The sequence below is a fragment of the Sphingopyxis selenitireducens genome (assembly GCF_051550705.1).
Classification (GTDB): Bacteria; Pseudomonadota; Alphaproteobacteria; order Sphingomonadales; family Sphingomonadaceae; genus Sphingopyxis.
Genome location: NZ_JBPULG010000002.1, coordinates 581647 through 603450 on the forward strand (window position 1 = coordinate 581647; position 21804 = coordinate 603450).

The following is a 21804-nucleotide window of genomic DNA, read 5'->3' on the forward strand; positions in this document are numbered from 1 at the left end:
CTGTGCGGACCTTTGCCGCCTTGTCTAGTATGAACGGCCCTATAGGACGAAGCCATGACACAGCAAAGCCCCGATCCCCTCCTCAACCCCAATCGAGCCCCCACTCTTGCTGGGATCGAACGCGCCGCGGCAAAAGTCGCTGCATTGCTGCCGCAGACACCGCTGTTGCCGCTGGAGGTCGATGGAAGGACGATCTGGTGCAAGGCCGAGTGCCTGCAACCCGTCGGCGCGTTCAAGATTCGCGGCGCGTGGCACCGGCTGACCGACCTGACACCCGAACAGGCGGCTGCGGGTGTGGTCGGCGTGTCGAGCGGCAATCATGCGCAGGGCGTCGCGTGGGCGGCAAAGAGGCTGGGGATATCCGCGACGATCGTGATGCCCGGAAATGCGCCGCAGATGAAGATTGCGGCAACGCGCGCGCTGGGAGCGGAGGTGGTGCTGTACGACCGGCTGACCGAATCGCGCGATGCGATCGCGGCGGCGTTGATCGAGAAACGCGGCGGGACACTGGTCCATGCCTATGGCGATCCGTGGATCATCGAGGGGCAGGGGAGCATGGGGATCGAGGCGCGCGCGCAGATGAAGGCGCGCGGCGTCGCTGGCCCCGACCGGATTGTCGCCTGTTGCGGCGGTGGCGGGCTGTCGGCGGGGCTGGCGCTTGCCTGTCCCGATGCAGAGGTTTTCGCGGTCGAGCCTGAAGGCTGGGACGATGTGACGCGCAGTCTGGTGGCGGGTGAAATCCTGGCGGTCGAAGACCTTGCCTGGCCGACTGAATGCGATGCGCTCCAGACGCCGCAAACCTGGCCGATCAATTTCGCGGTGCTGCGCGCGCGCGGCGTGCAGGGCGTTGTGGTGACGCGCGACGAGGTCCGTCACGCGATGCGCGTCGCATTCGAGAAATTGCATCTGGTGGTCGAGCCCGGCGGCGCGGCGGCGCTCGCGGCGGTGCTGGCGGGGAAGGTCGAAGTCAGCGACGCGACATTGATTACGCTTTCAGGGGGCAATGTCGATCCCAGGCTCTACGCGGAAATTTTGGCAGGATAGGCTGCGGAAACTTATCCGCCGCGGTGCGTTTGGACGGGGAAGGAGAAGCATGATGAAGATGAGCATGATCCTGACGGGGGCTGCAGCCATGGCGTTGCTGACCGGATGTGAAAAGGCAGAGGCGCCCGCGCCGACCGATGCGACGGTGACCGAGGTTCCGGTCGAAACGGTGCCGTCCGAAACACCCCCCGCCGAAGATGCCGCCACCGCGCCGCACCGCTTTTCGAGCTGGGCGGGCAAATGGACGGGGCCGGAAGGCATGTATGTCACCATCACCGCCGCCGAGCCCGGCAAATACAAGCTGGAGATGCAGTCGGATCTCGATACCAAGGGCACCTATGACGGCAGCGACAGCGAGCATGGCATCCAGTTCACGCGCGGCGCCGAGAAAATGTCGCTTACCCGTGCGAGCGGCGACGAGACCGGCCTGAAATATCTGGCGGGCAAGAAAGAGTGCCTGAAGGTCAAGGACGGCGAAGGCTATTGCCGCGATTGAATTTTCCCGCCAACCCTCGTCCTTTCCGCGAAGACGGTGAGGGCGAGGGGGCAGGATGAACGACATTATATCGGCGGATAAGGCCGATCACCCGGTATTGATCGAGACGCTGGCGCAGGCGTTCCAGACCGATCCCGCGCTATCGTGGATATTGCCCGACGCCGCCCACCGCGCTCGCGCGCTGCGCAGCCTGTTCCGCATACTTGTGCCCGCTGACGTCCGCGCGGGCATTGCGCTTCGTGCATCCGCCGATGAAGCCGCTGCGCTGTGGCGCGCGCCGGGACAGGCGCATGGCGGAACGATGGAGTTTCTGCGCACCGTCATCCCGCTTGTCGCGACCTTCGGCACGGCATTGCCGCGGGGGCTGAAGGCACAGGCCGGAATTGACGCGCACCGGCCCAAGGGGCGCTTCTGGTATCTCCACTATGTCGGCGTTCGCCCCGAGCATCAGGGCAAAGGGCATGGCGGCCGGATCATCCGCGCGCAGACCGCGGTGGCCGATGCCGAAGGCCTGCCGTGCTGGCTGGAAACCGCGACGCCCGAGAATGTGCCGCTTTACGAACGACTGGGTTTCGTCACGCAGGTCGAATGGGATGTTCCCGGCGGCGGCCCGCATTTCTGGGGAATGATGCGTCCGGCAGGCTGAGGTCAGTCGAAGCCGACGAACCGCACGGCTTCATCAACGCTCTTGCGGTTCGACACCACGGCGTTGGCGGGAAAATCCTCGTCCGGCCAGCCCATCGCGACGCAGATCATGATGACCTGATCGTCGGGGATATGGGCATGTTCACGCACCACCGGGCTTTGCATGATGCCCTGGCTGTTGATGACGCAGCCCAGCCCGCGCGACCAGGCCGCGTTGACCAGCGCGTTGGTCACCGCGCCGCAATCGAAGGGGGCGATGTCGCTGCCGAGCAGGATGCGGTCATAGGTCACGACGACGCTTACCGGCGCATCGAATTGACGAAAGCCGCGCAAAACCCAGTCCTGCCGCGCGTCCTTGTCCTCGCGTTCGATGCCCATGGCGCCGAACAGCTGCTTGGCGATCTCGATCTGACGGGCACGATGGTCGTCGGCGATGCCGTCGAAGCGGCGGAACTCGCGGCTGTCGGGTTTGCCGCCCAGGATGCCTTCGGTATTGCCCTGACGGATCGCCTCGAGCGGGGCGCCGGTGACGACCGAGAAATTCCAGCACTGATTGTTGAAGGAAGAGGGCGCGCGCATCGCGACTTCGATCACTTCGGCCACGAGCGCCTTGGGTACGGGCTTGTCGAGAAAACCGCGGATCGAGCGGCGTCCGACGACGATTTCGTCAAATGTCTTCATGGTCACCATCACTGTCATTGGGAGCCGATTGCAGTTCGGCGAGGGCGAGCCACTCGGGGTCGTCATATGCCTCAAAGGCGAGCGGGAAAGGATCCATCTCGCTCAGGACTCTGTTGAAATTGTCCATGAACTCGGAGGTGTCGGGTGTGTAAAATCGCCATTCGCGAATGCCGTTTTCGGTCAGGACGGCGACGCCCGAACCCCAATATTTTTCGTGGTCGGAAGCCTCCAGAACGGCATCCTCGAACTCGGTCATCTGGTCGAGCGTGTCGTCGTCGGGCAAACTACCCGTGTTCGGATCGGCATATTGCCAACGGATGATAACGAGGTTCGAAAACAGCGCCCGGTCTGCGCTGGACGGCATTCCGTTCCGATAGCGCGAAAGGACGGGGCCATGGGGGCCCATTCCCCTCGCTACAGCCCAATCGTCCGTTGGGAAAATGCCGGAATCGCTCACGCGGCTTTCTTGAGTTCCAGCTCCAGCCGGCCCCAGATTTCGGTCAGCGCCACCGTCAATTCGCGCATCATCGCCTCGTCATGCGCCGGGCCCGGGGTGAAGCGCAGGCGTTCGGTGCCGCGCGGCACGGTCGGGAAATTGATCGGCTGAACATAGACGCCATATTCGGCGAGCAGGATGTCGCTGATTTTCTTTGCGCGCACCGGATCGCCGACCATCAGCGGAACGATATGCGTGGTCGAGTCCATCACCGGAAGTCCGGCGTCGCGGAAGCTCTGCTTCAGGAAGGCCGCGGCCGCCTGCTGCGCGTCGCGCTCGACGCTCGATGCCTTGAGGTGGCGCACCGCGGCGAGGACGCCCGCGACGAGCACCGGCGACAGGCTGGTCGTGAAGATGAAGCCCGGCGCATAGCTGCGGATCACGTCGATGATATTCTTGTCGGCGGCGATATAGCCGCCCATCACGCCGAACGCCTTGCCAAGCGTGCCTTCGATGATCGTGATGCGGTTTGCCGCTTCGTCTCGATCACTGATGCCGCCGCCGCGCGGGCCGTACATGCCGACGGCATGGACTTCGTCGCAATAGGTCAGCGCGTTATATTTCTCGGCAAGGTCGCAGATCGCGTGGATCGGGGCGATGTCGCCGTCCATCGAATAGACGCTTTCGAACGCGATCAGCTTCGCCGCGCCTGAATCATCGGCCGCCAGCAACTCTTCGAGATGTTCGAGGTCATTGTGGCGCCACACGCGCTTTTCGCAGCCCGAATTGCGGATGCCCGCGATCATCGAGGCGTGGTTCAGTTCGTCCGAGTAGATGATGCAGTTCGGCAGCAGCTTGCCAAGCGTGCCCAGCGTCGCCTCGTTCGAGATATAGCCCGAGGTGAAGAGCAGCGCCCCTTCCTTGCCGTGCAGGTCGGCAAGCTCGGCCTCGAGGTCGATATGATAGTGGGTGTTGCCGCCGATGTTGCGGGTGCCGCCCGATCCGGCGCCGACGTCGTTCAGCGCCTCTTCCATCGCGGCGACCACCTTCGGGTGCTGGCCCATGGCGAGATAGTCGTTCGAGCACCAGACGGTGATCGGCTTGGGGCCATTGTGACCCGCGAAGCAGCGCGCGTTCGGAAATGCGCCCTTGTTCCGCAAAATGTCGATGAAGACGCGGTAGCGCCCTTCTTCGTGCAGCCGATCAATGGCTCGAGCGAATATGTCGTCGTAGTTCACGTCATGCCCCGCATGTGCGCCGCCTTGTCTGCGGCCGTCGATGCGGCAGCCATTAGCGGCGAAACGTGCCAAAATCCAGTGCGAACGATTCGCAAGTCATGGGCTTGATGACTGTGATCCTTCGCACGGCATCATTGACGTCGGCCGCCTAGCATGAAACGGAAATGAAGGTTTTATGAAGGAGTTGTCCAATATGCGTCTGTTCACGGTTGCGCTGCTGTCGATCGCATCGCTCGGTGTCGGTGTTTCGGCGACAAAGCCCGCTCCGAATCCGAGTCCGGCGCCGTTCGACGGCGCATGGATGAGCTGCGAAACATATCAGGGGTCGCGCATCTGCAGTTACAACCTGCTGGCCCAGCGCGGCGAGCGGGTCTGCGGCCTGCAGAGCTATTTCGCGACCAATGCCGTGTATGAGCAAAGGTTCATTGCCACCGCAAAAGCCAATGTGGCGCGCATCGACAAAATCTGCGGCGACCCGGGGTCGGAGACCGATACCTATTGCGCGGGCAAGGCGCCGTCCGATGCGGAGAAGGTCGGCTGGGGAACGTCCGACGAGACACTGATGATATGCGGCGGGCGCCTCCACGGCGTTTCCGATGGAGACGCGCCGAGCTGCGCGAAGATGAGCCGTCAGTCCGGCCTGCCCAAGGTCCGCAGTCTGGGCGATCAGGCGCCGGAAGCGACCGAGCGCGCATGGCTGGCGTCGTGCCTAAGCGGCGCCGAATAGGCGCCGCTTAGGCGAGGGTCAGATCATCTCGATCCGGTCGATGCCATAGGGCGCCAGCGTTGCGAGCGGCGGCGGCGGGCGATCGTCGCTCCGCGTGAACACCGCGATGCCGGGCGTTGCCGAGGCAGGCCATGCCTGTCCCGCGGTGAGCGCGGCGGTGCGGCGCGCAATACCCTCGGCGCCGTCGATCAGGCGGACATTGGGGCCGGCGGCCGCCTGCAATTCGTCGAGCAGCAGCGGGAAGTGCGTGCAGGCGAGAACGATGACGTCCATCGCTTCGCCGCCTGGCTGGTCGCGAAGACCGGCAATGGCGCGTGCGACGACGGCGGGATCGATCGTCCCGCCGTTGAGTTTCGCCTCGGCGCCGGTGACGAGCCCGGGGCTGCCGTGGCGCAGGACCGTTTTGCCGCCCGCGAATTTCGCGCTGAGATCGTCGACATAAGGCTGACGCACGGTAGCTTCGGTGCCCAGCACGCCGATGACGCCGCTTTCGGTGATTTCCGCCGCAGGCTTGATCGCCGGAACGGTCCCGACGATCGGAAGATCGAGCGCGGCGCGAATATGGGTGAGCGCGATCGTCGATGCCGTGTTGCACGCGACCACGACGAGCCGCGGCTGATATCGCTCGACGAGCCGCCCGAGCAGCGCCGGGACGCGCGCCGCCAGTTCGGCCTCGCTCTTCTCGCCATAGGGCAGCCCGGCATAATCGGCGGCATAGACGATCGGTGCGGTCGGCAGCAGCGCGCGGGTCGGCGCGAGGACACTGAGCCCGCCGAGGCCGCTGTCGAAAAAGAGGATGGGCGCGTCGGGTGCGGGGGCGTGCATATGTGCCGCCTAGCAGGCGGCGATGCGGCGCTCAATCCAATCTCGTCGCCCCCGCGAAGGCGGGGGCCGCAGGCGATATTGCGCTACGCCGATAGCGGCCCCCGCCTTCGCGGGGGCGACGGTCTTGTCCATTTTGGCGGCGTGACTATCCGAATCCATTGATTGCGCCGCCCAATATCGTCACACTGGCGCAAACGGAGTGGGGTTTCATGACGATATATTTGCTGATCGCCGCGGGTTATTTCCTCGGTTCCATCCCCTTTGGCGTCCTGATTACGCGAGCCTTTGGCGCGGGCGACCTGCGCCAGATCGGGTCGGGCAATATCGGCGCCACCAATGTATTGCGTACCGGACGTAAGGGGCTCGCGGCGGCGACCTTGATCCTCGACGGCGCCAAGGGTGCCGTCGCTGTGTTGCTGGCACGCCATTTCGTCCCCGAACTGGGCGACGATGGCGCGATGATCGCGGGCGCGGCGGCGATGATCGGCCACTGCTATCCCGTCTGGCTGCGCTTCAGGGGCGGCAAGGGGGTTGCGACCCTGCTGGGCCTGTCGCTCGCGCTCGCCTGGCCGATCGGGCTGGTCTTCGCCGCCGTATGGCTGGCGACCGTCTTGCTGCTGCGCATCTCGTCGCTCGGCGGGATGCTCGGCGCGGTTGCCGCGCCGGTTGCTGCGCTGGCGTTCGGCCATCCGACCTATGCGATCGGCCTCGCGGGCCTCGCGGTCATCGTGCTCTGGCGGCACCGCGAAAATATCGCCCGGCTGCGCGCCGGGACCGAACCGCGCGTCGGCAGCGGCAAGAAGGACGCTGCATGACCCATGCCGAGCGGCTGGCACGGCTGCGGCTGATCCGCACCCCGCACGTCGGCCCGGTGAGCTGGCATCAGTTGATGATGCGCTTCGGATCGGGAGAGGCGGCGCTGGACGCTCTGCCCCATCTGGTTCTTCGCGGCGGTGCGGGGAAGGCGCGGATCGCCCCCGCCGACGTTGCGCTGCGCGAATTGGAGCGTGTCGCCGAATTGGGCGCGCGGCATATATTCAGCGACGATGCGGATTATTCGCCGCTGCTCCGCGAAGTCGAGGGCGCACCCCCGGTGATCGTCGTTCGCGGCGACACCGCGATGCTTCAACGGCCGTGCGTTGCGATCGTCGGCGCACGCAATGCGTCGGCCGCAGCCTGTCGCTTTGCACGTCAGCTTGCCCTCGACCTGGCCGCGCGTGATGTCACGGTGGTCAGCGGGCTCGCGCGCGGCGTCGATACCGCTGCGCACGTCGGCGCGCTTGGCGGCGCGACTGCGGCGGTGATCGCGAGCGGGATCGATGTCGCCTTTCCGCCCGAAAATGCGCAGCTTCAGGAAAAGATCGCGGTGGACCAGCTGTTGATCGCCGAACAGCCGCCGGGAACCGAGCCACTGGCGCGCCATTTTCCGTCGCGCAACCGCATCATCGCGGGGTTGGCGCAGGGCACGGTGGTGATCGAGGCGGCGCCCAAATCCGGGTCGCTGATCACCGCGCGCCGCGCCGGCGATTATGGCCGCGAGGTGATGGCGGTGCCGGGATCGCCGCTCGATCCGCGAGCGCAGGGCTGCAACCTGCTGATCCGTGAGGGCGCGACGCTGATCCAGAATGTCGACGATGTGCTGGAAGCGGTCGGGCCGATCGACGCGCGGATGCTGCGGGAGCCCGCGCGCACCTATGCGCCTGCGCCGACGCAGGGCGAGGGGAGCGAGGGCGACCGGCGTGCGATCGCCGAACTGCTCGGTCCGACCCCGGTCGCAATAGACGAACTGGTTAGGCAGTCGGGGCAGCCCGCAGCAGCGGTGCAGCTCGTGCTGCTCGAACTCGAACTCGCGGGGCGTATCGAGCGCCATGCCGGAGCGCGAATTTCGCTGATGTGACCGGGCGCACTGCGCCGAAACCCCCTATCATCTAGCCGTTCATCGCGGTTCAGCCACGGTTCAGCGGCCGAATCGCAGTTCAATGATATTGTATAACATTCGGGGAGTCCGATGATGCGAAGTCGATTGCTGACGAGTGTAACGATGACGGCGATACTGGCGTCGGCGTCCACCCCGATCCCGCTGGCACAGGCGAGGACGGTGGCGCCGCAACAGGGCTTCTGCCGCACCGCCGATCCGCTGCCCCGTCTGGGCGTCGAGGTTGAGCAGGATCAGCAGCAAACGGGTTATGGCGCTGGCGGAAAACGCGGCGAAATGGTCGCGATGGCGTCGCCGCCGCCTCCGCCTGCTCCGCCGCCGCCACCGACATCGACCTATGTCGATGCCGCGTCCGCCGACGCGGCGGCAGTAAGTGAGTCGTCGGGTTCGGCAGAAAGTGCACGCAGCGCCGAGCCGGCGTCGCCCGAAGCGGGGTCGACGGGAGACTATCGCACCAGCCCGTCGATCTTGCCGCGGCGCCCCTATCCACGGCCACAACCGCAGCCCCAATCGGGGATATTGACCGCAGGCGAGCATGATGATCTGCTCAACCCCGAACTTTACGCCGCTTATGTCAATCGCAGCGATCTGGGGCAGGACATAAGGGCCCTGCCACGCGTTGATACGATGCGCGTCGTGACGGTGAAGGTGAACGACCGCAACGGTCAGCCGATCCCCTTTGCCGATGTCGTCGTGACATGTTCGGACGGCAACAGCATCACCATGGCGACGCAAGCCGACGGCAGCGCGGTCTTCTTTCCCGGCCTCGACCGGCTGAGCGAGCGCATCAGCGTTTCGGCGAAAAAGGCTGGACGCACGATCGCCGATGCGCGGCCCGTGCTGGTCGCCAACGCACCGGGTGGACAGTCGGTCGGGCTGACCGCGAACCAGATGGCGACGAAAGCGACCAAGCTCGACCTGATGCTGGTGATCGATACCACCGGCAGCATGGGTGACGAGATCAGCTTTCTGCAGGCGGAATTGCGCTCGATCATCGGCGCGATCACCGCGAAGCACCGTGACCTCGATATCCGCATCGGCTTTGTCTTCTATCGCGATATCGGCGACGAATATGTCACGCGCAGCTTTGCCTTCGACCGCGATATCGGCAAGGCGCAGGGCATGCTGGCGCGGCAATCGGCGAATGGCGGCGGCGATTATCCCGAGGCGATGGATCAGGCGCTGATCCGTGCGGTGGGTCAGGAATGGCGCCCCGACGCGGTGAAGTCGCTGCTGCTCGTCGCCGACGCGCCGCCGCACAATGACAAGTTCGGGCGGACGTGGGCGGCCGCCGAGGCCGCGCGCGCCAAGCGCATCCACATCACCCCGGTTGCGGCATCGGGCGTTGCCGACGAAGCCGAATATGCGATGCGCGCGATGGCGGCGGCGACCCAGTCGCGTTACCTGTTCCTGACCGACGACAGCGGGGTCGGCAATCCGCACGCACCGCCGGCGATCGATTGCTATCTCGTCACGCGCCTCGACGCGCTCGTCCGCCGCGTGGTCGACAGCCAGATCAGCGGCCGCCGCATCGAGCCCGAGGATCAGGAGGTCATCCGCAGCGTCGGCAAATATGATGCCGGCAAATGCGTGCTGCCCGCCGACTTCCAATGGCAGAGCTGATCGCGAAAAATCCGGCTTGACGGAATCAAGCTATCCCCGCCACCCTCGCGCGTACATGTGAGAGCCGGTAACGGGGATAGTTTTGAATGCAATTGGTAATCGTTGAATCGCCGGCCAAGGCGAAGACAATCGAGAAATATCTGGGCCGCGATTTCAAGGTATTGGCGTCCTATGGCCATGTCCGCGACCTGCCGCCGAAGGACGGCTCGGTCGATCCCGACGACGGCTTTGCAATGCAGTGGCAGCTCTATCCCGACAAAGCCAAGCGGATGAAGGAAATTCAGGACGCCGCGAAAACGGCGGATCGTCTGATTCTCGCGACTGACCCTGATCGCGAAGGGGAAGCGATCAGTTGGCATGTGCAGGAATTGCTGCGCAGCAAAAAGGCGCTGCCCGCCGAAGTCGACCGGGTCACGTTCAACGCCATCACCAAGGATGCGGTGCTGACCGCGATGGCGCAACCGCGCGCGCTCGACGACGATCTGATTGACGCCTATCGCGCCCGCCGCGCGCTCGATTATCTCGTCGGCTTTACCCTGTCGCCGGTATTGTGGCGCAAGCTGCCCGGGGCCAAATCGGCGGGCCGTGTCCAGTCGGTTACGCTGCGGATGATCGTCGAACGCGAGCGTGAGATCGAGGCTTTTGTTGCGCAGCAATATTGGTCGATCACGGGCCTGTTCGAAATGTCGGGGACGCCGTTCAAGGCACGTCTGGCGCGCTGGCGCGGCGACAAGATCGAGCGGCTGACGATTACCAGTGAAGCCGACGCGCGGGCGGCCGAGGCCGATGTGAAAGCGGGTCATTTTACCGTCGATCTGGTCGAGACGAAGCCGCTGACGCGTAACCCGCCGCCGCCATTCACGACGTCGACGCTGCAACAGGAAGCGGCGCGCAAGCTTGGCTTCTCGGCCAGCCATACGATGCGGATCGCGCAGGGCCTCTACGAAGACGGCGCGATCACCTACATGCGTACCGACGGCGTCCAGATGGACGGCAGCGCGATCAGCGCGGCGCGCAAGGCGATCGCGAACCGCTATGACGGCGGCTATGTTCCCGACCAGCCGCGGCAATATCAGACCAAGGCGAAGAATGCGCAGGAAGCGCACGAAGCGATCCGCCCGACCGACTTTTCGAAGGACAAGGCCGGCAGCGGCGATCATGGGCGTCTGTACGAGCTGATCTGGAAGCGCGCGCTGGCGAGCCAGATGGCGTCAGCGCGGCTCGAACGCACCAGCATCGACCTCACCGACGGCACCGGCAAGACGATGATGCGCGCGACGGGGCAGGTGGTGAAATTCCCGGGCTTCCTCGCGCTCTATGACGAAAGCCGCGACGACAATAATGACGACGATGATGCGCGTCTGTTGCCGGCGATGGCCAAGGGCGATGTGCCGGCGAAAACCGGGGTCGAGGTCGAGAGCCACGAGACGCAGCCGCCGCCGCGTTATTCGGAAGCGAGCCTCGTCAAGAAGATGGAAGAACTGGGCATCGGGCGCCCGTCGACCTATGCCGCGATCCTTCAGGTGCTGAAGGACCGTGCCTATGTGACGGTCGAAAAGAACCGCTTCATGCCGGAAGAAAGCGGGCGTTTGCTGACGGCGTTTCTCGAGCGCTTCTTCGAACGCTATGTGCAATATGATTTCACCGCCGGGCTTGAGGAAGAGCTTGACGACGTGTCGGGTGGCCGCGCGCAATGGCAGGCGGTGCTCGATCGTTTCTGGCGCGACTTCAAGCCGCGCACGGGCGAGGTGATGGAACAGAAGCCGTCGGAAATTACTGCGGCGCTCGACGAATTTCTCGGCCCCTATCTCTTCCCCGACAAGGGCGACGGCAGCGATCCGCGCATCTGTCCCAATTGCGGCACCGGCAAGCTGGCGCTGCGCGGCGGCAAGTTCGGCCCGTTCATCGCGTGCAGCAACTATCCCGACTGCAAATTCACGCGGAAGTTCGCGCAACCGGGTGGCAGCGATGGTGCCGATACCGGGCCCGAAACGATGGGCACCGATCCCGAAAGCGGACTGGAAGTGACGAAACGCAGCGGGCGCTTTGGTCCCTATATCCAGCTTGGCGACGGCAAGGAGGCGAAGCGCTCGTCGATCCCCAAGGACATAGTGGCCGAAGATTTCGACCTCGACTATGCGCTGCGGCTGCTCAGCCTGCCGCGTGAGGTCGGGACGCATCCCGAAAGCGGCAAGCCCATCATGGCGGGGCTGGGGCGCTACGGCCCCTATCTGCTCCATGACGGCAAATATGCGAAGCTGACGGGCACTACCGAAATCTTCGACATCGGCATGAACGCGGCCGTGGTCCGCATCGCCGAAGCCGCTGCGGGCGGCGGGCGCGGGCGTGCCAAGGCAGAGCCGCTCAAGACCTTTGGCGCGCATCCGACCAGCGGGGGCGACATGAAGCTGATGGCGGGACGCTTTGGCCCCTATGTCACCGACGGCACGACCAACGCGACTTTGCCAAAATCGATGGAGCCCGACGCGCTGACCGAAGAGGAAGCGATCGCGTTGATCGACGCGCGCGCTGCGAAGGGGCCGGCGAAGGGCAAGAAGAAGGCGCCCGCGAAAAAGGCACCGGCGAAAAAGGCCGCGCCGAAGAAGGCTGCGGCCAAGAAAGCTCCGGCGAAAAAGGCTCCCGCCAAGAAGAAGGCGGCGGCAGAGGACGAGGTCGCGGAATAACGGCGTTCGCAATCAAGGCTTTCGCTGTCGAGGAGGCATGATAGGGTGGCGCAGGGGAGAAATCCATGCGCCACCTGATCGCGATCCTGTTCGCTGGTACGTCGGTTTTGACTTCACCCGTCGCTGCGCAGCAGCCGGGAGACCTTGTGGCATCCGTGCCTGTGGCAGCGGCTCCGGCGGGGATGCAGGCGTGGCGGGTGCGCTATTGGACGACGCGCCAGGACGGCGTGCGGCAGGAAGTGACCGGCATGGTCGTCGCGCCGCGCGAAGCGGTGCCGCCCCGTCCACGCCGCGTGATCGCGTGGGCACATGGAACGTCGGGCGTAGTCGAGAAATGCGCGCTGTCGACCAACCCCGATTTCTTCACCGCGACCCCCGGGCTCGAACAGGCGATCCGTGAAGGCTATGTCATTGTCGCGCCCGATTACCCGGGGCTCGGCTCGCCGATGCCGCATCCCTATCTGGTCGGCGGAGATACCGCGCATTCGGTGCTCGACGCAGTGCGCGCTGCGCGGTCGATCCCCGGCGCTGCAGCGGGCGAGAAATTTGCCGTTTGGGGGGAGTCGCAAGGTGGTCATGCCGCCTTATGGACCGCTGCGAGGGCGCGATCCTATGCGCCCGATCTGACGCTCGTCGGGACGGCCGCAGCCGCGCCGCCGACGGAACTGGCCGAGAATATGCGCAAGGCAAGCGAACCCAATGTGCGTGCGCTGTTGATGGGCTTTACCATGTACAGCTGGTCGCAGCGCTTCGGCTATTCGATGGACGGCATTCTGGGCAAGGTGAACCAGGACGTCGCGCGCAAGCTGGCGCAGAATAACTGCCTGTCGCTTGATGCCAGTCCGCGCCTCGCGACGATCATCGGAATCCTGTCGTTACGCGGCGCGCTCAAGAACAAGGATCTGGGGCGGATCGAGCCATGGGCGAAGGCGATGCGCGCCAACAGTGTTGATGCGGCAAGCATGCCGGGGCCGCTGCTGATCGCCCAGAGCGTCAAAGACCCGCTCGTCGCGCCGAACGTCACGAAAAAATTTGCGAAATCGGTGTGCCGACAGCGTACCGCCGTGCGCTGGGTCGACCTTCCGGGCGGCGACCACGCCCATACCGCGCGCGACAGCGCGGCGGAGACGCTGGCATGGATCGGCGCGCGGTTCGACGGACAGGCGCCGCCGAACGATTGCCGACGGATTTAGTTTCTAGCGGAAGGTGTCCGGATCCACTGGCGGCTTACGGCTGAACCACGCGATGGAATCGGGCCGGAAGAGCATGTATATCGCTGCGGCCTGAATCACGCTGATGACGAGCGCTACTGCGAGTGAGATCCCCTGCGGCCCGAGCGGGTTGTTCATATTGCTCAGCATCGAAAGCAGGCCGATGACGAAAAACGCGGTCAGTATCCATTTGGCAATTTTGCTCGCCCGCGCCGAAATGAAATACCAGATGATCAGGTTGATGATCATGCCGATGGCGAATGATGTGACGAGGAAGCCTGTTCCAAAGCCGGTCGCCGCCATTTCGGGTGAACTGGCTAGTTTGGCCGAAAGCTCGTTCCACCCGAAGATGAAGTTGAGCACGCCGAGTACCAGCGAGCCCATAAAAAGACGGTCGAAAAGCACAATGGAATTGGGTTTCGTCATTTTCCAGCCCCCCGTTTTTGATTCAATCGACCCAATCAAGACCCATGTCGCGATAGACGCCGCGATCTTCGTCCCAGTTTGCCTTGACCTTCACATGCAGGAACAAATGGACCTTGCGGCCGAGCAGTTCGGCCAGTTCGGCGCGCGACTTGCTGCCGATTTCCTTGATCCGCTCTCCCTTGTGCCCAAGGATAATCGCGCGCTGATTGTCGCGCGCGACGAGGATTTGCTGGTGGATTTCGGCGCTGCCATCTGCGCGCGTCGTGAACTTCTCGGTCTCGACGGTCGACTGGTACGGCAGTTCCTCGTGAAGCTGGCGGTAAAGCTGTTCGCGGGTAATTTCGGCGGCGAGCATCCGTTCAGGCGCGTCGCTGACCTCATCCTCCGGGAAGTGCCAATGGCCTTCGGGCATCAGGGCTGCCAGCGTTGCCTTGAGCCCGGGAACGCCGTCGCCGGTGCTGGCCGAGATGAAGAAGGTTTCGTCGAACTTCACCCGCTCGTTGAGCTGGGTGGCGATCGTCAGCAGCTTGTCCTTGCGGGTCAGGTCGACCTTGTTGAGGACGAGGAATTTCTTCTCGGGCCGTCCCTCGATCCCCTGCAGCACGCGTTCGGCGCGCTCGCCGAGCTTTGCAGCGGCGTCGATCATCACCAAAATCGCTTCGGCCTGGTCGAGGCTGTTCCACGCGGCGGCGACCATCGCGCGGTCGAGACGGCGCGTGGGGGCGAAAATGCCCGGGGTGTCGATCAGGACGATCTGGGTCTCGCCCTCCATCGCAACGCCCATCAACCGGGTACGCGTCGTCTGCGCCTTGGGGCTGACGATCGCGACCTTCTGGCCGACGAGAGCGTTGACGATGGTCGATTTGCCCGCATTGGGCGCGCCGACAACGGCGACAAATCCACAGCGGTGGGTCATTCACTTTGTCCTTCAAGTTCCGCAAGAAGTGCGGCTGCTGCGGCTTTTTCGGCCGCCTGTTTACTGGTGCCTTCGGCTTCGGCGCGGGCAAGCTTGCCGATGGTGACCGCGACGCGAAAACGCGGCGAATGGTCGGGCCCTTCGCGCGCGACAATTTCATATTCGGGCGGGCGGCGTTTGCGCGCCAGCGCCCATTCCTGAAGCGCCGCCTTCGGATGCTTTGGCGCCACTTGCTGCCCGTCGATCATATCGCCCCAATGGGCAAGGATGAAGGCGCGCGCGGCGTCGGCGCCCCGATCGAGATAAAGCGCCCCGATCAGCGCCTCGATCGCGTCGGCGGCGATATTGTCGCTATAGCGCCCACCGTCGCTCCGCGCTTGCGCCCCGAAGCGGACGAGCGCGGTCAGATTGAGACGCTGCGCGATCGCCGCACACGTCGCGCCCGATGCCAGCACGTGCAGCCGTGACGACATTTCGCCCTCGCTGGCCCGGGGAAAGCGCGTGTAAAGTTCGGACGCAATGACAAGGCCGAGCACGCGGTCGCCCAGAAACTCCAGCCGTTGATAATCGGCGCGCCCGGTGCTGCCGTGGGTCAGCGCCAGATCATAGAGCGCCAGATCATCCGGAGTGCAGCCGATGATTTCGGCCAGCGCCCCGGCATTCAGCGGGTCGCTCAAAAGCCTTCCCCGATGCGGCTCCACCGCGCGGCAGTGAACCAGCTGATCGGGTTGAACCAGCTTGCCGAACCGTCGGTCGAGAACATGCCGACCAACGCGTGACCAACCAGATTTTCCTCGGGAACGATACCGATGCCGCCGCCCTCGACCGCCGGGAAGCGGCTGTCGGCGCTGCGGTCGCGGTTGTCGCCCATCAGGAACAAATGGCCTTCGGGAACGACGACGAGCGGGGTGTTGTCCTCGGCGATTGTTGTGATGTCGAGGATGGGATAGCTTTTGCCGCTCGGCATGGTTTCGCGGAACTGTTTGTAGCGGCACTGGCGCTGGCCGTTCGCGCTGACTTCCTCGAACTCCATCGAATAACAGGGCAGGGTGCCTGTCATCTGCGAGGCTTCGATCATATTCTGCGTTACGGGGATTACGAAATCCTCGATCGCTTCACGCTTCAGCGGTGCGCCGTTCAGCCAGACGATACCGTCCTTCACCTGTACGCTGTCGCCGCCGACGCCGATGACGCGCTTGATATAGTCATTGTCGGCAACAGGCGGCGCTTTGAACACGACGACGTCGCCGCGGTCGGGCGTGCGCGCGAAAATGCGGCCGGGGATCAGCGGAACGCTGAACGGCAGGCTGTGCTTCGAATAGCCATAGGCCATTTTGTTGACGAGCAGATAGTCGCCGATCAACAGGCGCGGCTGCATCGATTCCGACGGAATATTAAAGGGCGACAGGAAGAAACTGCGGAAAATCAGTACCGCGATCGCCAGCAAGACAAGGAAGCGGGCGGTATCGACAGCCTCTTCCTTCGCCGAAACCGGTGTCGGGTTCGGAGCGGAGGGGACAGGGCCGGATGCGGGCGGCGTCGTGGCGGCAAGGCTGGCGTCGGTCATGGCCGGGCATTGGCGATGAATAGGTCTGCGCGTCAAGCAAATATCGGCGGACGACACTGGCGCGCGGACCGCCGCGGGCCTATGAAATGGCCCTTATTCGGATCCCGTTCGACGCAGGCGGGACAATTTGGGAAGCGATTTGATGATGAAAGCCGATCATGCATGGCAGTCCCTTTCGGACTGGCAGCCGCAGCCGCTGACGGAGCTTGTCACGGCCGATCCCGAAGCGCGGCTTCAGATGCTGGTCCGCAACGTCGCCGATATCCGCTTCGATTTCGCCAAGACGCACCTCGACAGCGAGGTGGTCGCGATCCTGTCGGGCCTTGCCGATGCACAGGACTTTACAGGACGTCGCAAGACGCTGTTTTCGGGCGGTGTCGCCAACCCGACGGAGGATCGCGCCGCCGAGCATAGCGCCGAACGCGGCGACGGCGCCCCCGAGTCCGTCCACCGTGCGCAGATGTTGCACCAGCGGATGCGGATGCTGGTCGATGCGATCGAGGCTGGGGCGTTCGGCGAAATCCGGCATTTGCTCCACATCGGTATCGGCGGATCGGCACTGGGCCCCGACCTGCTCATCGACGCGCTCGGCCGTCACGGCGCGCGCATCGACGTCGCCGTCGTGTCCAATGTCGACGGCGCGGCGCTCGACGAAGCTTTCGCCAAATTCGACCCGGCGCACACGCTGGTCGCGGTCGCGTCGAAAACCTTTACCACCACCGAAACCCTGCTGAACGCCGCGTCGGCGCTGCAATGGCTGGAGGAGGGCGGGGTCGACGATCCGGTCGGTCGCGTCATCGCGCTGACCGCGATGCCCGAACGCGCGATCGAATGGGGCGTCGACGAAACGCGCATCCTGCCGTTCAGCGAAACCGTCGGCGGGCGCTATTCGCTCTGGTCGTCGATCGGCTTTCCTGCGGCGCTCGCGCTCGGCTGGGACGCATTCGCCGACATGCTGGAGGGGGCGGCCGAGATGGACCGTCATTTCCGCCTTGCGGACGGCGCCGACAATGTCTGCCTGCTCGCTGCCTTTGTTGACCAGATCTATGCCAACCGGCTGGGCTGTCAGACGCGCGCCGTCTTTGCCTATGACGAGCGACTGCGCCTGCTTCCCGACTATCTGCAGCAGCTGGAGATGGAATCGAACGGCAAGGCGGTGACGCTCGACGGCCAGCCGCTTGGCCGTCACAGCGCGCCGATCACCTGGGGCGGGGTCGGCACCGATGCCCAGCATGCGGTATTCCAGCTGCTCCATCAGGGCACGCACCTGATCCCCATCGAGTTCGTCGTCGCGCGCGAGCCCGACCATCTGCTCGACGAGGCGCATCACGAAACCCTCGTCGCCAATTGCATCGCGCAAGGCGCGGCGTTGATGACGGGCCGTGCGAGCAAGGATGGCGCGCGCAACTATCCGGGCAATCGGCCCTCGACGACGATCCTGCTCGATCAGGTGACCCCGCGCAGCCTGGGGGCGCTGATCGCCTTTTACGAGCATCGCGTTTTCGCCGGCGCGGTCCTGCTGGGCATCAACCCGTTCGACCAGTTCGGGGTCGAGCTGGGCAAGGAAATGGCCAAGGGGCTGGCCGAAGGAACGGTCGAATTCGATCCGGCGACGCAGGCGCTGATGCAGGCGGCGCTGGGTGAGTGAGGCCGCGTTCGTCACACTGACCGCAATTTTCGATTGGCAAGACGGGCAGGCGTAACCACATAGGCGTCCGATCCGAGACCTGTCCCATCGGAAAATCAGGGGTCCCCTAATGAGCAAATTCGACTTCGACCTGTTTGTCATCGGCGCCGGGTCGGGCGGGGTCCGCGCCTCGCGCGTCGCCGCTTCGCACGGCGCGCGCGTTGCGGTGGCCGAGGAGCATCGCGTCGGCGGCACCTGCGTCATCCGTGGCTGCGTTCCCAAGAAATTGCTCGTTTATGGTGCGCATTTTGCCGAGGATCTGAAAGACGCGCGCCATTTCGGCTGGGACGTTCCCGATTGCAAATTCGACTGGGACCGGCTGCGCGACAATGTGCTGGCCGAAGTCACCCGGCTCGAGGGCCTGTATGGCCAGACGCTCGACAATCACAAGGTCACCCTGTTCAAGACGCGCGCGACCGTTGTCGGCCCGCAGAAGGTACGACTTGCGGACGGGCAGGAACTCACCGCCGAACGCATCTTGATCGCGACCGGGGGCTGGCCCTTCGTCCCCGAATTTCCGGGCAGCGAACATGCGATCACCTCGAACGAGGTGTTCCATCTGGAGAAGCTGCCAAAGCGCATCGTGATTGCGGGCGGCGGCTATATCGCCAATGAATTTGCCGGTATTTTCAACGAATTCGGCAGCAAAGTGACGATCGTCAATCGCGGCGATACCATCCTTCGCGGCTATGACGAGCAGATCCGCGACCGTTTGCTCCAGATTTCGATGACCAAGGGCATCGAGTTCAAATTCAACGCGCCGTTCGAGAAGATCGAGAAGAAGGCGGACGGGGCGCTGACCGTCCATCTGGGCGGCTGCGACCCGATCGAGGCCGATGCGGTGCTCGTCGCGGCGGGGCGCGTGCCGAACGTCAAGGGTCTGGGGCTTGAGGAAGCCGGGGTCGAACTCGACGACCAAGGCGCGATCAAGGTCGATGAAACCAACCAGTCGTCGGTGCCGAGCATCTATGCCGTGGGCGACGTCACCAACCGTATTCAGCTGACCCCGGTGGCGATCCGCGAGGGGCAGGCCTTTGCCGACAGCGTTTTCGGCGGCAAGCCGACTGTTGTCGATTATGCCAATGTCCCGAGCGCGGTGTTCTGCCATCCGCCGATCGGCGCCGTGGGCATGACCGAGGCCGAGGCGCGCAACAAGCTGGGGTCGATCCGAACCTATACCAGCGACTTTCGCGCGATGAAGAATGTCCTCGCCGGCCGCAACGAGCGCGCGCTTTACAAGATGATCGTCAACGCCGCGACCGATCAGGTCGTCGGGCTCCACATGATCGGCCCCGACGCGCCGGAGATTTTGCAGGCGGCTGCGGTCGCGGTGAAGGCCGGACTGACCAAGGCCGATTTCGACGCCACCGTCGCGCTGCATCCGAGCATGGCCGAGGAACTGGTGCTGATGAAATGACCGTGCAGGCTGGTTTTGCACCAGAGGAGCGCGCGATATTGCTGGCGGTGAAGGGCGTTGGTCCAACTGTCGTCGCGCGGCTTGAAGAAATCGGCATCGCTTCGCTGACTGACCTCGCGACGCGCGACGCCGACGATATCTGCAAGCGCGTCAGCCTGCTCCTCGGCGCCAGTTGCTGGCGCAACAGCCCTCAGTCGCGCGCTGCAATCGCAGGCGCAATCGCGGGCGCCAAAGCCGGAGTGATGGGCGGCTGACGGTCCCGCTTTCGCAGGGGGCTGGCGCCTGCTAACCGCACCTCCGAAAACCGGCAGGAGGCGTCGCATGGCGGGCACGGCATTGGTTACGGGAGGCAGCGGCTATATCGCGGGCTTTCTGATCCGGCAGTTGATCGACAATGGCTGGACCGTCCACGCGACGGTGCGCAGTCTGACGCGCGAGCCCGAGGTGCGGGGCTGGCTGAAGGTGGACAATGACCGGCTCAAATTCTTTGCCGCCGATCTGGAACATGACGCCGGCTGGGCCGAGGCGATCGCGGATTGCTCTCACGTGGCGCATGTCGCTTCACCCTTTCCGATGAGCGTCCCCGCACATGCCGACGAACTGGTGATACCGGCGCGCGAGGGCGCGTTGCGGGCGCTGCGTTTCGCGCGCGCGGCGGGGATCCGGCGTTTCGTCCTTACCTCGTCGATGGCGGCGGTTGCCTATGGCCATGGCAAAGGCGCGCGGATGAACACGGAGGCGGACTGGACCAACCTCGATGATCCGAATGTCATGCCCTATGTCCGCTCGAAAACCGTCGCTGAGCGCGCCGCGCGCGACTGGGTGGCGGGCGAGGGCGGCGACATGGAATTTGCCTCGGTCAATCCGGCGGCGGTGTTCGGCCCCTTGCTGTCCGACGATCTGTCGACCTCGATCGAGGTGGTGAAGCAATTGCTTGAGGGCAAGGTGCCAATGTGTCCCGACGTGGGCTTTGGCATCGTCGACGTTCGCGACGTCGCCGACCTCCATTATCGCGCGCTGACCACGCCGGGTATCCGCGACGAACGCTATGTCTGTTCGGGTCCGTTTCTCAAGATGATCAACGTTGCCGACATCTTGCGCGACAATCTGGGGCCGCAGGCGCGCAAGGTGCCGACGAAGAAGATGCCGAACTGGATATTGCGCGCGCTTGCGATCGTGCGTCCCGAACTCAAACAGCTCGTCGCCGAACTCGGCAATGTTCGCGGCGGTGACAGCCGCCATGCGATGAAGACGCTCGGCTGGACGATGCGCCCGCCCGAAGAGGCGCTGCTGGCAACGGCGCATAGCCTGATCGAGCGGGGGCGTTGTGAAGGTCTGATGCCCCCTCCCGCAAGCGTGAGGGGGGGGGAGGCTCACGCAATCGTCGGAATAATCCCGCCCTCGGCGCGGATCGCGGCGCCATTGGTGACTGCGGCGAGCGGACTTGCCAGATAAGTCACCATCGCGCCAATCTCGTCGGCCTCGATCAGGCGGCGGATCAGCGACAGCGGGCGCAACTCGTCGAAGAACGCCTTTTCGCGTTCGACCTCGGGCGCATCGGGGTTCGACACGACCGAGCGGATGAAATCGGCGATGCCTTCCGATCGCGTCGGCCCCGGCAGCACGCTGTTGACGGTGACGCCCGTCCCCTTGGTCTGCTCGGCAAGCCCGCGCGCAATGGTCAGCTGGGCGGTTTTGGTCATGCCGTAATGGATCATCTCGGCGGGCGGCAGAAGCCCGCTTTCGCTCGCGATGAAGATTACGCGGCCCCAGTTGTTTTCGATCATCCTGGGGAAATAGTGGCGCGACAGCCGCGCACCGCTGACGACATTGACCTCGAAGATGTGGTGCCAGTCGGCATCGCTGATCTCGGCAAAAGGCTTGGCTTCATAGATGCCGAGATTGTTGACGAGGATATCAACCGCAGGAACGGCCGCGATCAACGCTTCGGCGCCTTCGGCAGTGGCCGGATCGGCCAGTACGCCGCGAACCGTGCCGACCTCGGCCAGTTCGGCCGTCGCAGCGTCGAGCTTTTCCTGACTGCGTCCGGTGATAACGACATCGACGCCTTCCGCGGCGAGGCGCCTGGCGATCGCAAAGCCGATGCCGGCGGTCGATCCGGTGACGAGGGCGGCCTTGCCTTTGAGCTTCAGGTCCATGGGAATTACCCTTCTTGGTGTGATTGGATGAAGCAAAGATAGCGCCGCGCATCATTGTTGATTAGAATGCGCTTCATCATTTCAGT

General features: G+C 64.3%; 22 protein-coding genes. 13 read left to right on the top strand and 9 right to left on the bottom strand.

What is annotated here, in order from left to right:
• Positions 1-54 precede the first annotated feature (54 nt).
• Genes ACSYDV_RS08585 through ACSYDV_RS08595 form a run of 3 tightly spaced genes read left to right on the top strand, consistent with a single transcriptional unit; the run spans position 55 to position 2186 of the window.
• Positions 55-1044: a threonine ammonia-lyase gene (locus ACSYDV_RS08585; protein ID WP_438323377.1), complete on the top strand. Its 990-nt coding sequence runs from the start codon at positions 55-57 to the stop codon at positions 1042-1044.
• Between the two features lie 49 nt (positions 1045-1093).
• Complete coding sequence (locus tag ACSYDV_RS08590) at positions 1094-1540, top strand: hypothetical protein (RefSeq protein ID WP_438323378.1); 447 nt, start codon at positions 1094-1096, stop codon at positions 1538-1540.
• A gap of 55 nt (positions 1541-1595) precedes the next feature.
• Positions 1596-2186: a GNAT family N-acetyltransferase gene (locus ACSYDV_RS08595; protein WP_438323379.1), complete on the top strand. Its 591-nt coding sequence runs from the start codon at positions 1596-1598 to the stop codon at positions 2184-2186.
• 2 nt (positions 2187-2188) lie between these two features.
• Here the strand turns inward: ACSYDV_RS08595 and ACSYDV_RS08600 are convergent, their stop codons facing one another.
• Genes ACSYDV_RS08600 through hemA form a run of 3 tightly spaced genes read right to left on the bottom strand, consistent with a single transcriptional unit; the run spans position 2189 to position 4540 of the window.
• The gene (locus ACSYDV_RS08600; protein ID WP_438323380.1) at positions 2189-2866 is read right to left on the bottom strand and encodes a nitroreductase family protein; all 678 of its coding nucleotides are present in this window, start codon (positions 2864-2866) and stop codon (positions 2189-2191) included.
• On the bottom strand, positions 2853-3323 hold the full coding sequence (locus ACSYDV_RS08605) for a DUF695 domain-containing protein (protein WP_438323381.1): 471 nt from the start codon (positions 3321-3323) through the stop codon (positions 2853-2855). The genes ACSYDV_RS08600 and ACSYDV_RS08605 overlap by 14 nt, the downstream gene beginning before the upstream one ends.
• Positions 3320-4540, bottom strand: a complete 1221-nt coding sequence (gene hemA, locus ACSYDV_RS08610; protein WP_438323382.1) for a 5-aminolevulinate synthase — start codon at positions 4538-4540, stop codon at positions 3320-3322. The genes ACSYDV_RS08605 and hemA overlap by 4 nt, the downstream gene beginning before the upstream one ends.
• 193 nt (positions 4541-4733) lie before the next feature.
• Here hemA and ACSYDV_RS08615 point away from each other — a divergent pair, with 193 nt between their 5' ends.
• Entirely contained in the window at positions 4734-5267 is a 534-nt protein-coding gene (locus ACSYDV_RS08615; protein ID WP_438323383.1) for a hypothetical protein, read from the top strand.
• Positions 5268-5285: 18 nt separating this feature from the next.
• Here the strand turns inward: ACSYDV_RS08615 and murI are convergent, their stop codons facing one another.
• A complete protein-coding gene (gene murI, locus ACSYDV_RS08620) occupies positions 5286-6092 on the bottom strand; it encodes a glutamate racemase (RefSeq protein WP_438323384.1) in 807 nt (268 codons plus the stop codon).
• A 209-nt stretch (positions 6093-6301) separates the two neighbouring features.
• Here murI and plsY point away from each other — a divergent pair, with 209 nt between their 5' ends.
• From plsY to ACSYDV_RS08645, 5 genes are all read left to right on the top strand, one after another.
• Positions 6302-6907, top strand: a complete 606-nt coding sequence (gene plsY / locus ACSYDV_RS08625; RefSeq protein ID WP_438323385.1) for a glycerol-3-phosphate 1-O-acyltransferase PlsY — start codon at positions 6302-6304, stop codon at positions 6905-6907.
• Positions 6904-7989, top strand: coding sequence for a DNA-processing protein DprA (gene dprA / locus ACSYDV_RS08630; RefSeq protein WP_438323387.1), 1086 nt, complete (start codon positions 6904-6906; stop codon positions 7987-7989). Before plsY ends, dprA begins: the two co-directional genes overlap by 4 nt.
• A gap of 114 nt (positions 7990-8103) precedes the next feature.
• The gene (locus tag ACSYDV_RS08635; RefSeq protein ID WP_438323388.1) at positions 8104-9651 is read left to right on the top strand and encodes a VWA domain-containing protein; all 1548 of its coding nucleotides are present in this window, start codon (positions 8104-8106) and stop codon (positions 9649-9651) included.
• 86 nt (positions 9652-9737) lie between these two features.
• Entirely contained in the window at positions 9738-12335 is a 2598-nt protein-coding gene (topA, locus tag ACSYDV_RS08640) for a type I DNA topoisomerase (RefSeq protein WP_438323389.1), read from the top strand.
• A 65-nt stretch (positions 12336-12400) separates the two neighbouring features.
• On the top strand, positions 12401-13528 hold the full coding sequence (locus ACSYDV_RS08645) for an alpha/beta fold hydrolase (protein WP_438323390.1): 1128 nt from the start codon (positions 12401-12403) through the stop codon (positions 13526-13528).
• Positions 13529-13531: 3 nt separating this feature from the next.
• Here ACSYDV_RS08645 and ACSYDV_RS08650 read toward each other — a convergent pair whose 3' ends face one another.
• From ACSYDV_RS08650 to lepB, 4 genes are read right to left on the bottom strand one after another with little or no spacing between them, the layout of a single operon-like run.
• Positions 13532-13972 carry a hypothetical protein gene (locus ACSYDV_RS08650; RefSeq protein WP_438323391.1) on the bottom strand — a complete coding sequence of 147 codons (441 nt, stop codon included), beginning with the start codon at positions 13970-13972 and terminating at the stop codon, positions 13532-13534.
• 22 nt (positions 13973-13994) lie between these two features.
• Positions 13995-14888, bottom strand: coding sequence for a GTPase Era (gene era, locus ACSYDV_RS08655; protein WP_438323392.1), 894 nt, complete (start codon positions 14886-14888; stop codon positions 13995-13997).
• Positions 14885-15565: a ribonuclease III gene (gene rnc, locus ACSYDV_RS08660; protein ID WP_438323393.1), complete on the bottom strand. Its 681-nt coding sequence runs from the start codon at positions 15563-15565 to the stop codon at positions 14885-14887. The genes era and rnc overlap by 4 nt, the downstream gene beginning before the upstream one ends.
• The gene (lepB, locus tag ACSYDV_RS08665) at positions 15562-16455 is read right to left on the bottom strand and encodes a signal peptidase I (protein ID WP_438323394.1); all 894 of its coding nucleotides are present in this window, start codon (positions 16453-16455) and stop codon (positions 15562-15564) included. Before lepB ends, rnc begins: the two co-directional genes overlap by 4 nt.
• A gap of 142 nt (positions 16456-16597) precedes the next feature.
• Here lepB and pgi point away from each other — a divergent pair, with 142 nt between their 5' ends.
• The 4 genes from pgi (at position 16598) to ACSYDV_RS08685 (ending at position 21014) form a co-directional block, all read left to right on the top strand.
• Entirely contained in the window at positions 16598-18103 is a 1506-nt protein-coding gene (pgi, locus tag ACSYDV_RS08670) for a glucose-6-phosphate isomerase (protein WP_438323395.1), read from the top strand.
• A 109-nt stretch (positions 18104-18212) separates the two neighbouring features.
• Positions 18213-19559, top strand: a complete 1347-nt coding sequence (gene gor / locus ACSYDV_RS08675; protein WP_438323396.1) for a glutathione-disulfide reductase — start codon at positions 18213-18215, stop codon at positions 19557-19559.
• Positions 19556-19813, top strand: a complete 258-nt coding sequence (locus tag ACSYDV_RS08680) for a helix-hairpin-helix domain-containing protein (RefSeq protein WP_438323397.1) — start codon at positions 19556-19558, stop codon at positions 19811-19813. The genes gor and ACSYDV_RS08680 overlap by 4 nt, the downstream gene beginning before the upstream one ends.
• Before the next feature lie 67 nt (positions 19814-19880).
• Positions 19881-21014, top strand: coding sequence for an NAD-dependent epimerase/dehydratase family protein (locus tag ACSYDV_RS08685; RefSeq protein ID WP_438323398.1), 1134 nt, complete (start codon positions 19881-19883; stop codon positions 21012-21014).
• On the opposite strand, the gene ACSYDV_RS08690 is transcribed toward ACSYDV_RS08685, so the two are convergent.
• Entirely contained in the window at positions 20933-21718 is a 786-nt protein-coding gene (locus tag ACSYDV_RS08690) for an SDR family NAD(P)-dependent oxidoreductase (RefSeq protein ID WP_438323399.1), read from the bottom strand. The genes ACSYDV_RS08685 and ACSYDV_RS08690 overlap by 82 nt on opposite strands.
• Positions 21719-21804 lie beyond the last annotated feature (86 nt).

Excerpts from the sequence above, each read along its gene's own strand:
- murI (WP_438323384.1), bottom strand. The coding sequence starts at position 6,092 with ATGCACGCCCCCGCACCCGACGCGCCCATCCTCTTTTTCGACAGCGGC.
- ACSYDV_RS08685 (WP_438323398.1), top strand. The coding sequence starts at position 19,881 with ATGGCGGGCACGGCATTGGTTACGGGAGGCAGCGGCTATATCGCGGGC.
- ACSYDV_RS08690 (WP_438323399.1), bottom strand. The coding sequence starts at position 21,718 with ATGGACCTGAAGCTCAAAGGCAAGGCCGCCCTCGTCACCGGATCGACC.
- ACSYDV_RS08600 (WP_438323380.1), bottom strand. The coding sequence starts at position 2,866 with ATGAAGACATTTGACGAAATCGTCGTCGGACGCCGCTCGATCCGCGGT.
- ACSYDV_RS08595 (WP_438323379.1), top strand. The coding sequence starts at position 1,596 with ATGAACGACATTATATCGGCGGATAAGGCCGATCACCCGGTATTGATC.
- gor (WP_438323396.1), top strand. The coding sequence starts at position 18,213 with ATGAGCAAATTCGACTTCGACCTGTTTGTCATCGGCGCCGGGTCGGGC.
- ACSYDV_RS08650 (WP_438323391.1), bottom strand. The coding sequence starts at position 13,972 with ATGACGAAACCCAATTCCATTGTGCTTTTCGACCGTCTTTTTATGGGC.
- topA (WP_438323389.1), top strand. The coding sequence starts at position 9,738 with ATGCAATTGGTAATCGTTGAATCGCCGGCCAAGGCGAAGACAATCGAG.
- ACSYDV_RS08680 (WP_438323397.1), top strand. The coding sequence starts at position 19,556 with ATGACCGTGCAGGCTGGTTTTGCACCAGAGGAGCGCGCGATATTGCTG.
- lepB (WP_438323394.1), bottom strand. The coding sequence starts at position 16,455 with ATGACCGACGCCAGCCTTGCCGCCACGACGCCGCCCGCATCCGGCCCT.
- era (WP_438323392.1), bottom strand. The coding sequence starts at position 14,888 with ATGACCCACCGCTGTGGATTTGTCGCCGTTGTCGGCGCGCCCAATGCG.
- ACSYDV_RS08585 (WP_438323377.1), top strand. The coding sequence starts at position 55 with ATGACACAGCAAAGCCCCGATCCCCTCCTCAACCCCAATCGAGCCCCC.
- ACSYDV_RS08615 (WP_438323383.1), top strand. The coding sequence starts at position 4,734 with ATGCGTCTGTTCACGGTTGCGCTGCTGTCGATCGCATCGCTCGGTGTC.
- dprA (WP_438323387.1), top strand. The coding sequence starts at position 6,904 with ATGACCCATGCCGAGCGGCTGGCACGGCTGCGGCTGATCCGCACCCCG.
- ACSYDV_RS08635 (WP_438323388.1), top strand. The coding sequence starts at position 8,104 with ATGCGAAGTCGATTGCTGACGAGTGTAACGATGACGGCGATACTGGCG.
- ACSYDV_RS08645 (WP_438323390.1), top strand. The coding sequence starts at position 12,401 with ATGCGCCACCTGATCGCGATCCTGTTCGCTGGTACGTCGGTTTTGACT.
- pgi (WP_438323395.1), top strand. The coding sequence starts at position 16,598 with ATGATGAAAGCCGATCATGCATGGCAGTCCCTTTCGGACTGGCAGCCG.
- plsY (WP_438323385.1), top strand. The coding sequence starts at position 6,302 with ATGACGATATATTTGCTGATCGCCGCGGGTTATTTCCTCGGTTCCATC.
- ACSYDV_RS08590 (WP_438323378.1), top strand. The coding sequence starts at position 1,094 with ATGATGAAGATGAGCATGATCCTGACGGGGGCTGCAGCCATGGCGTTG.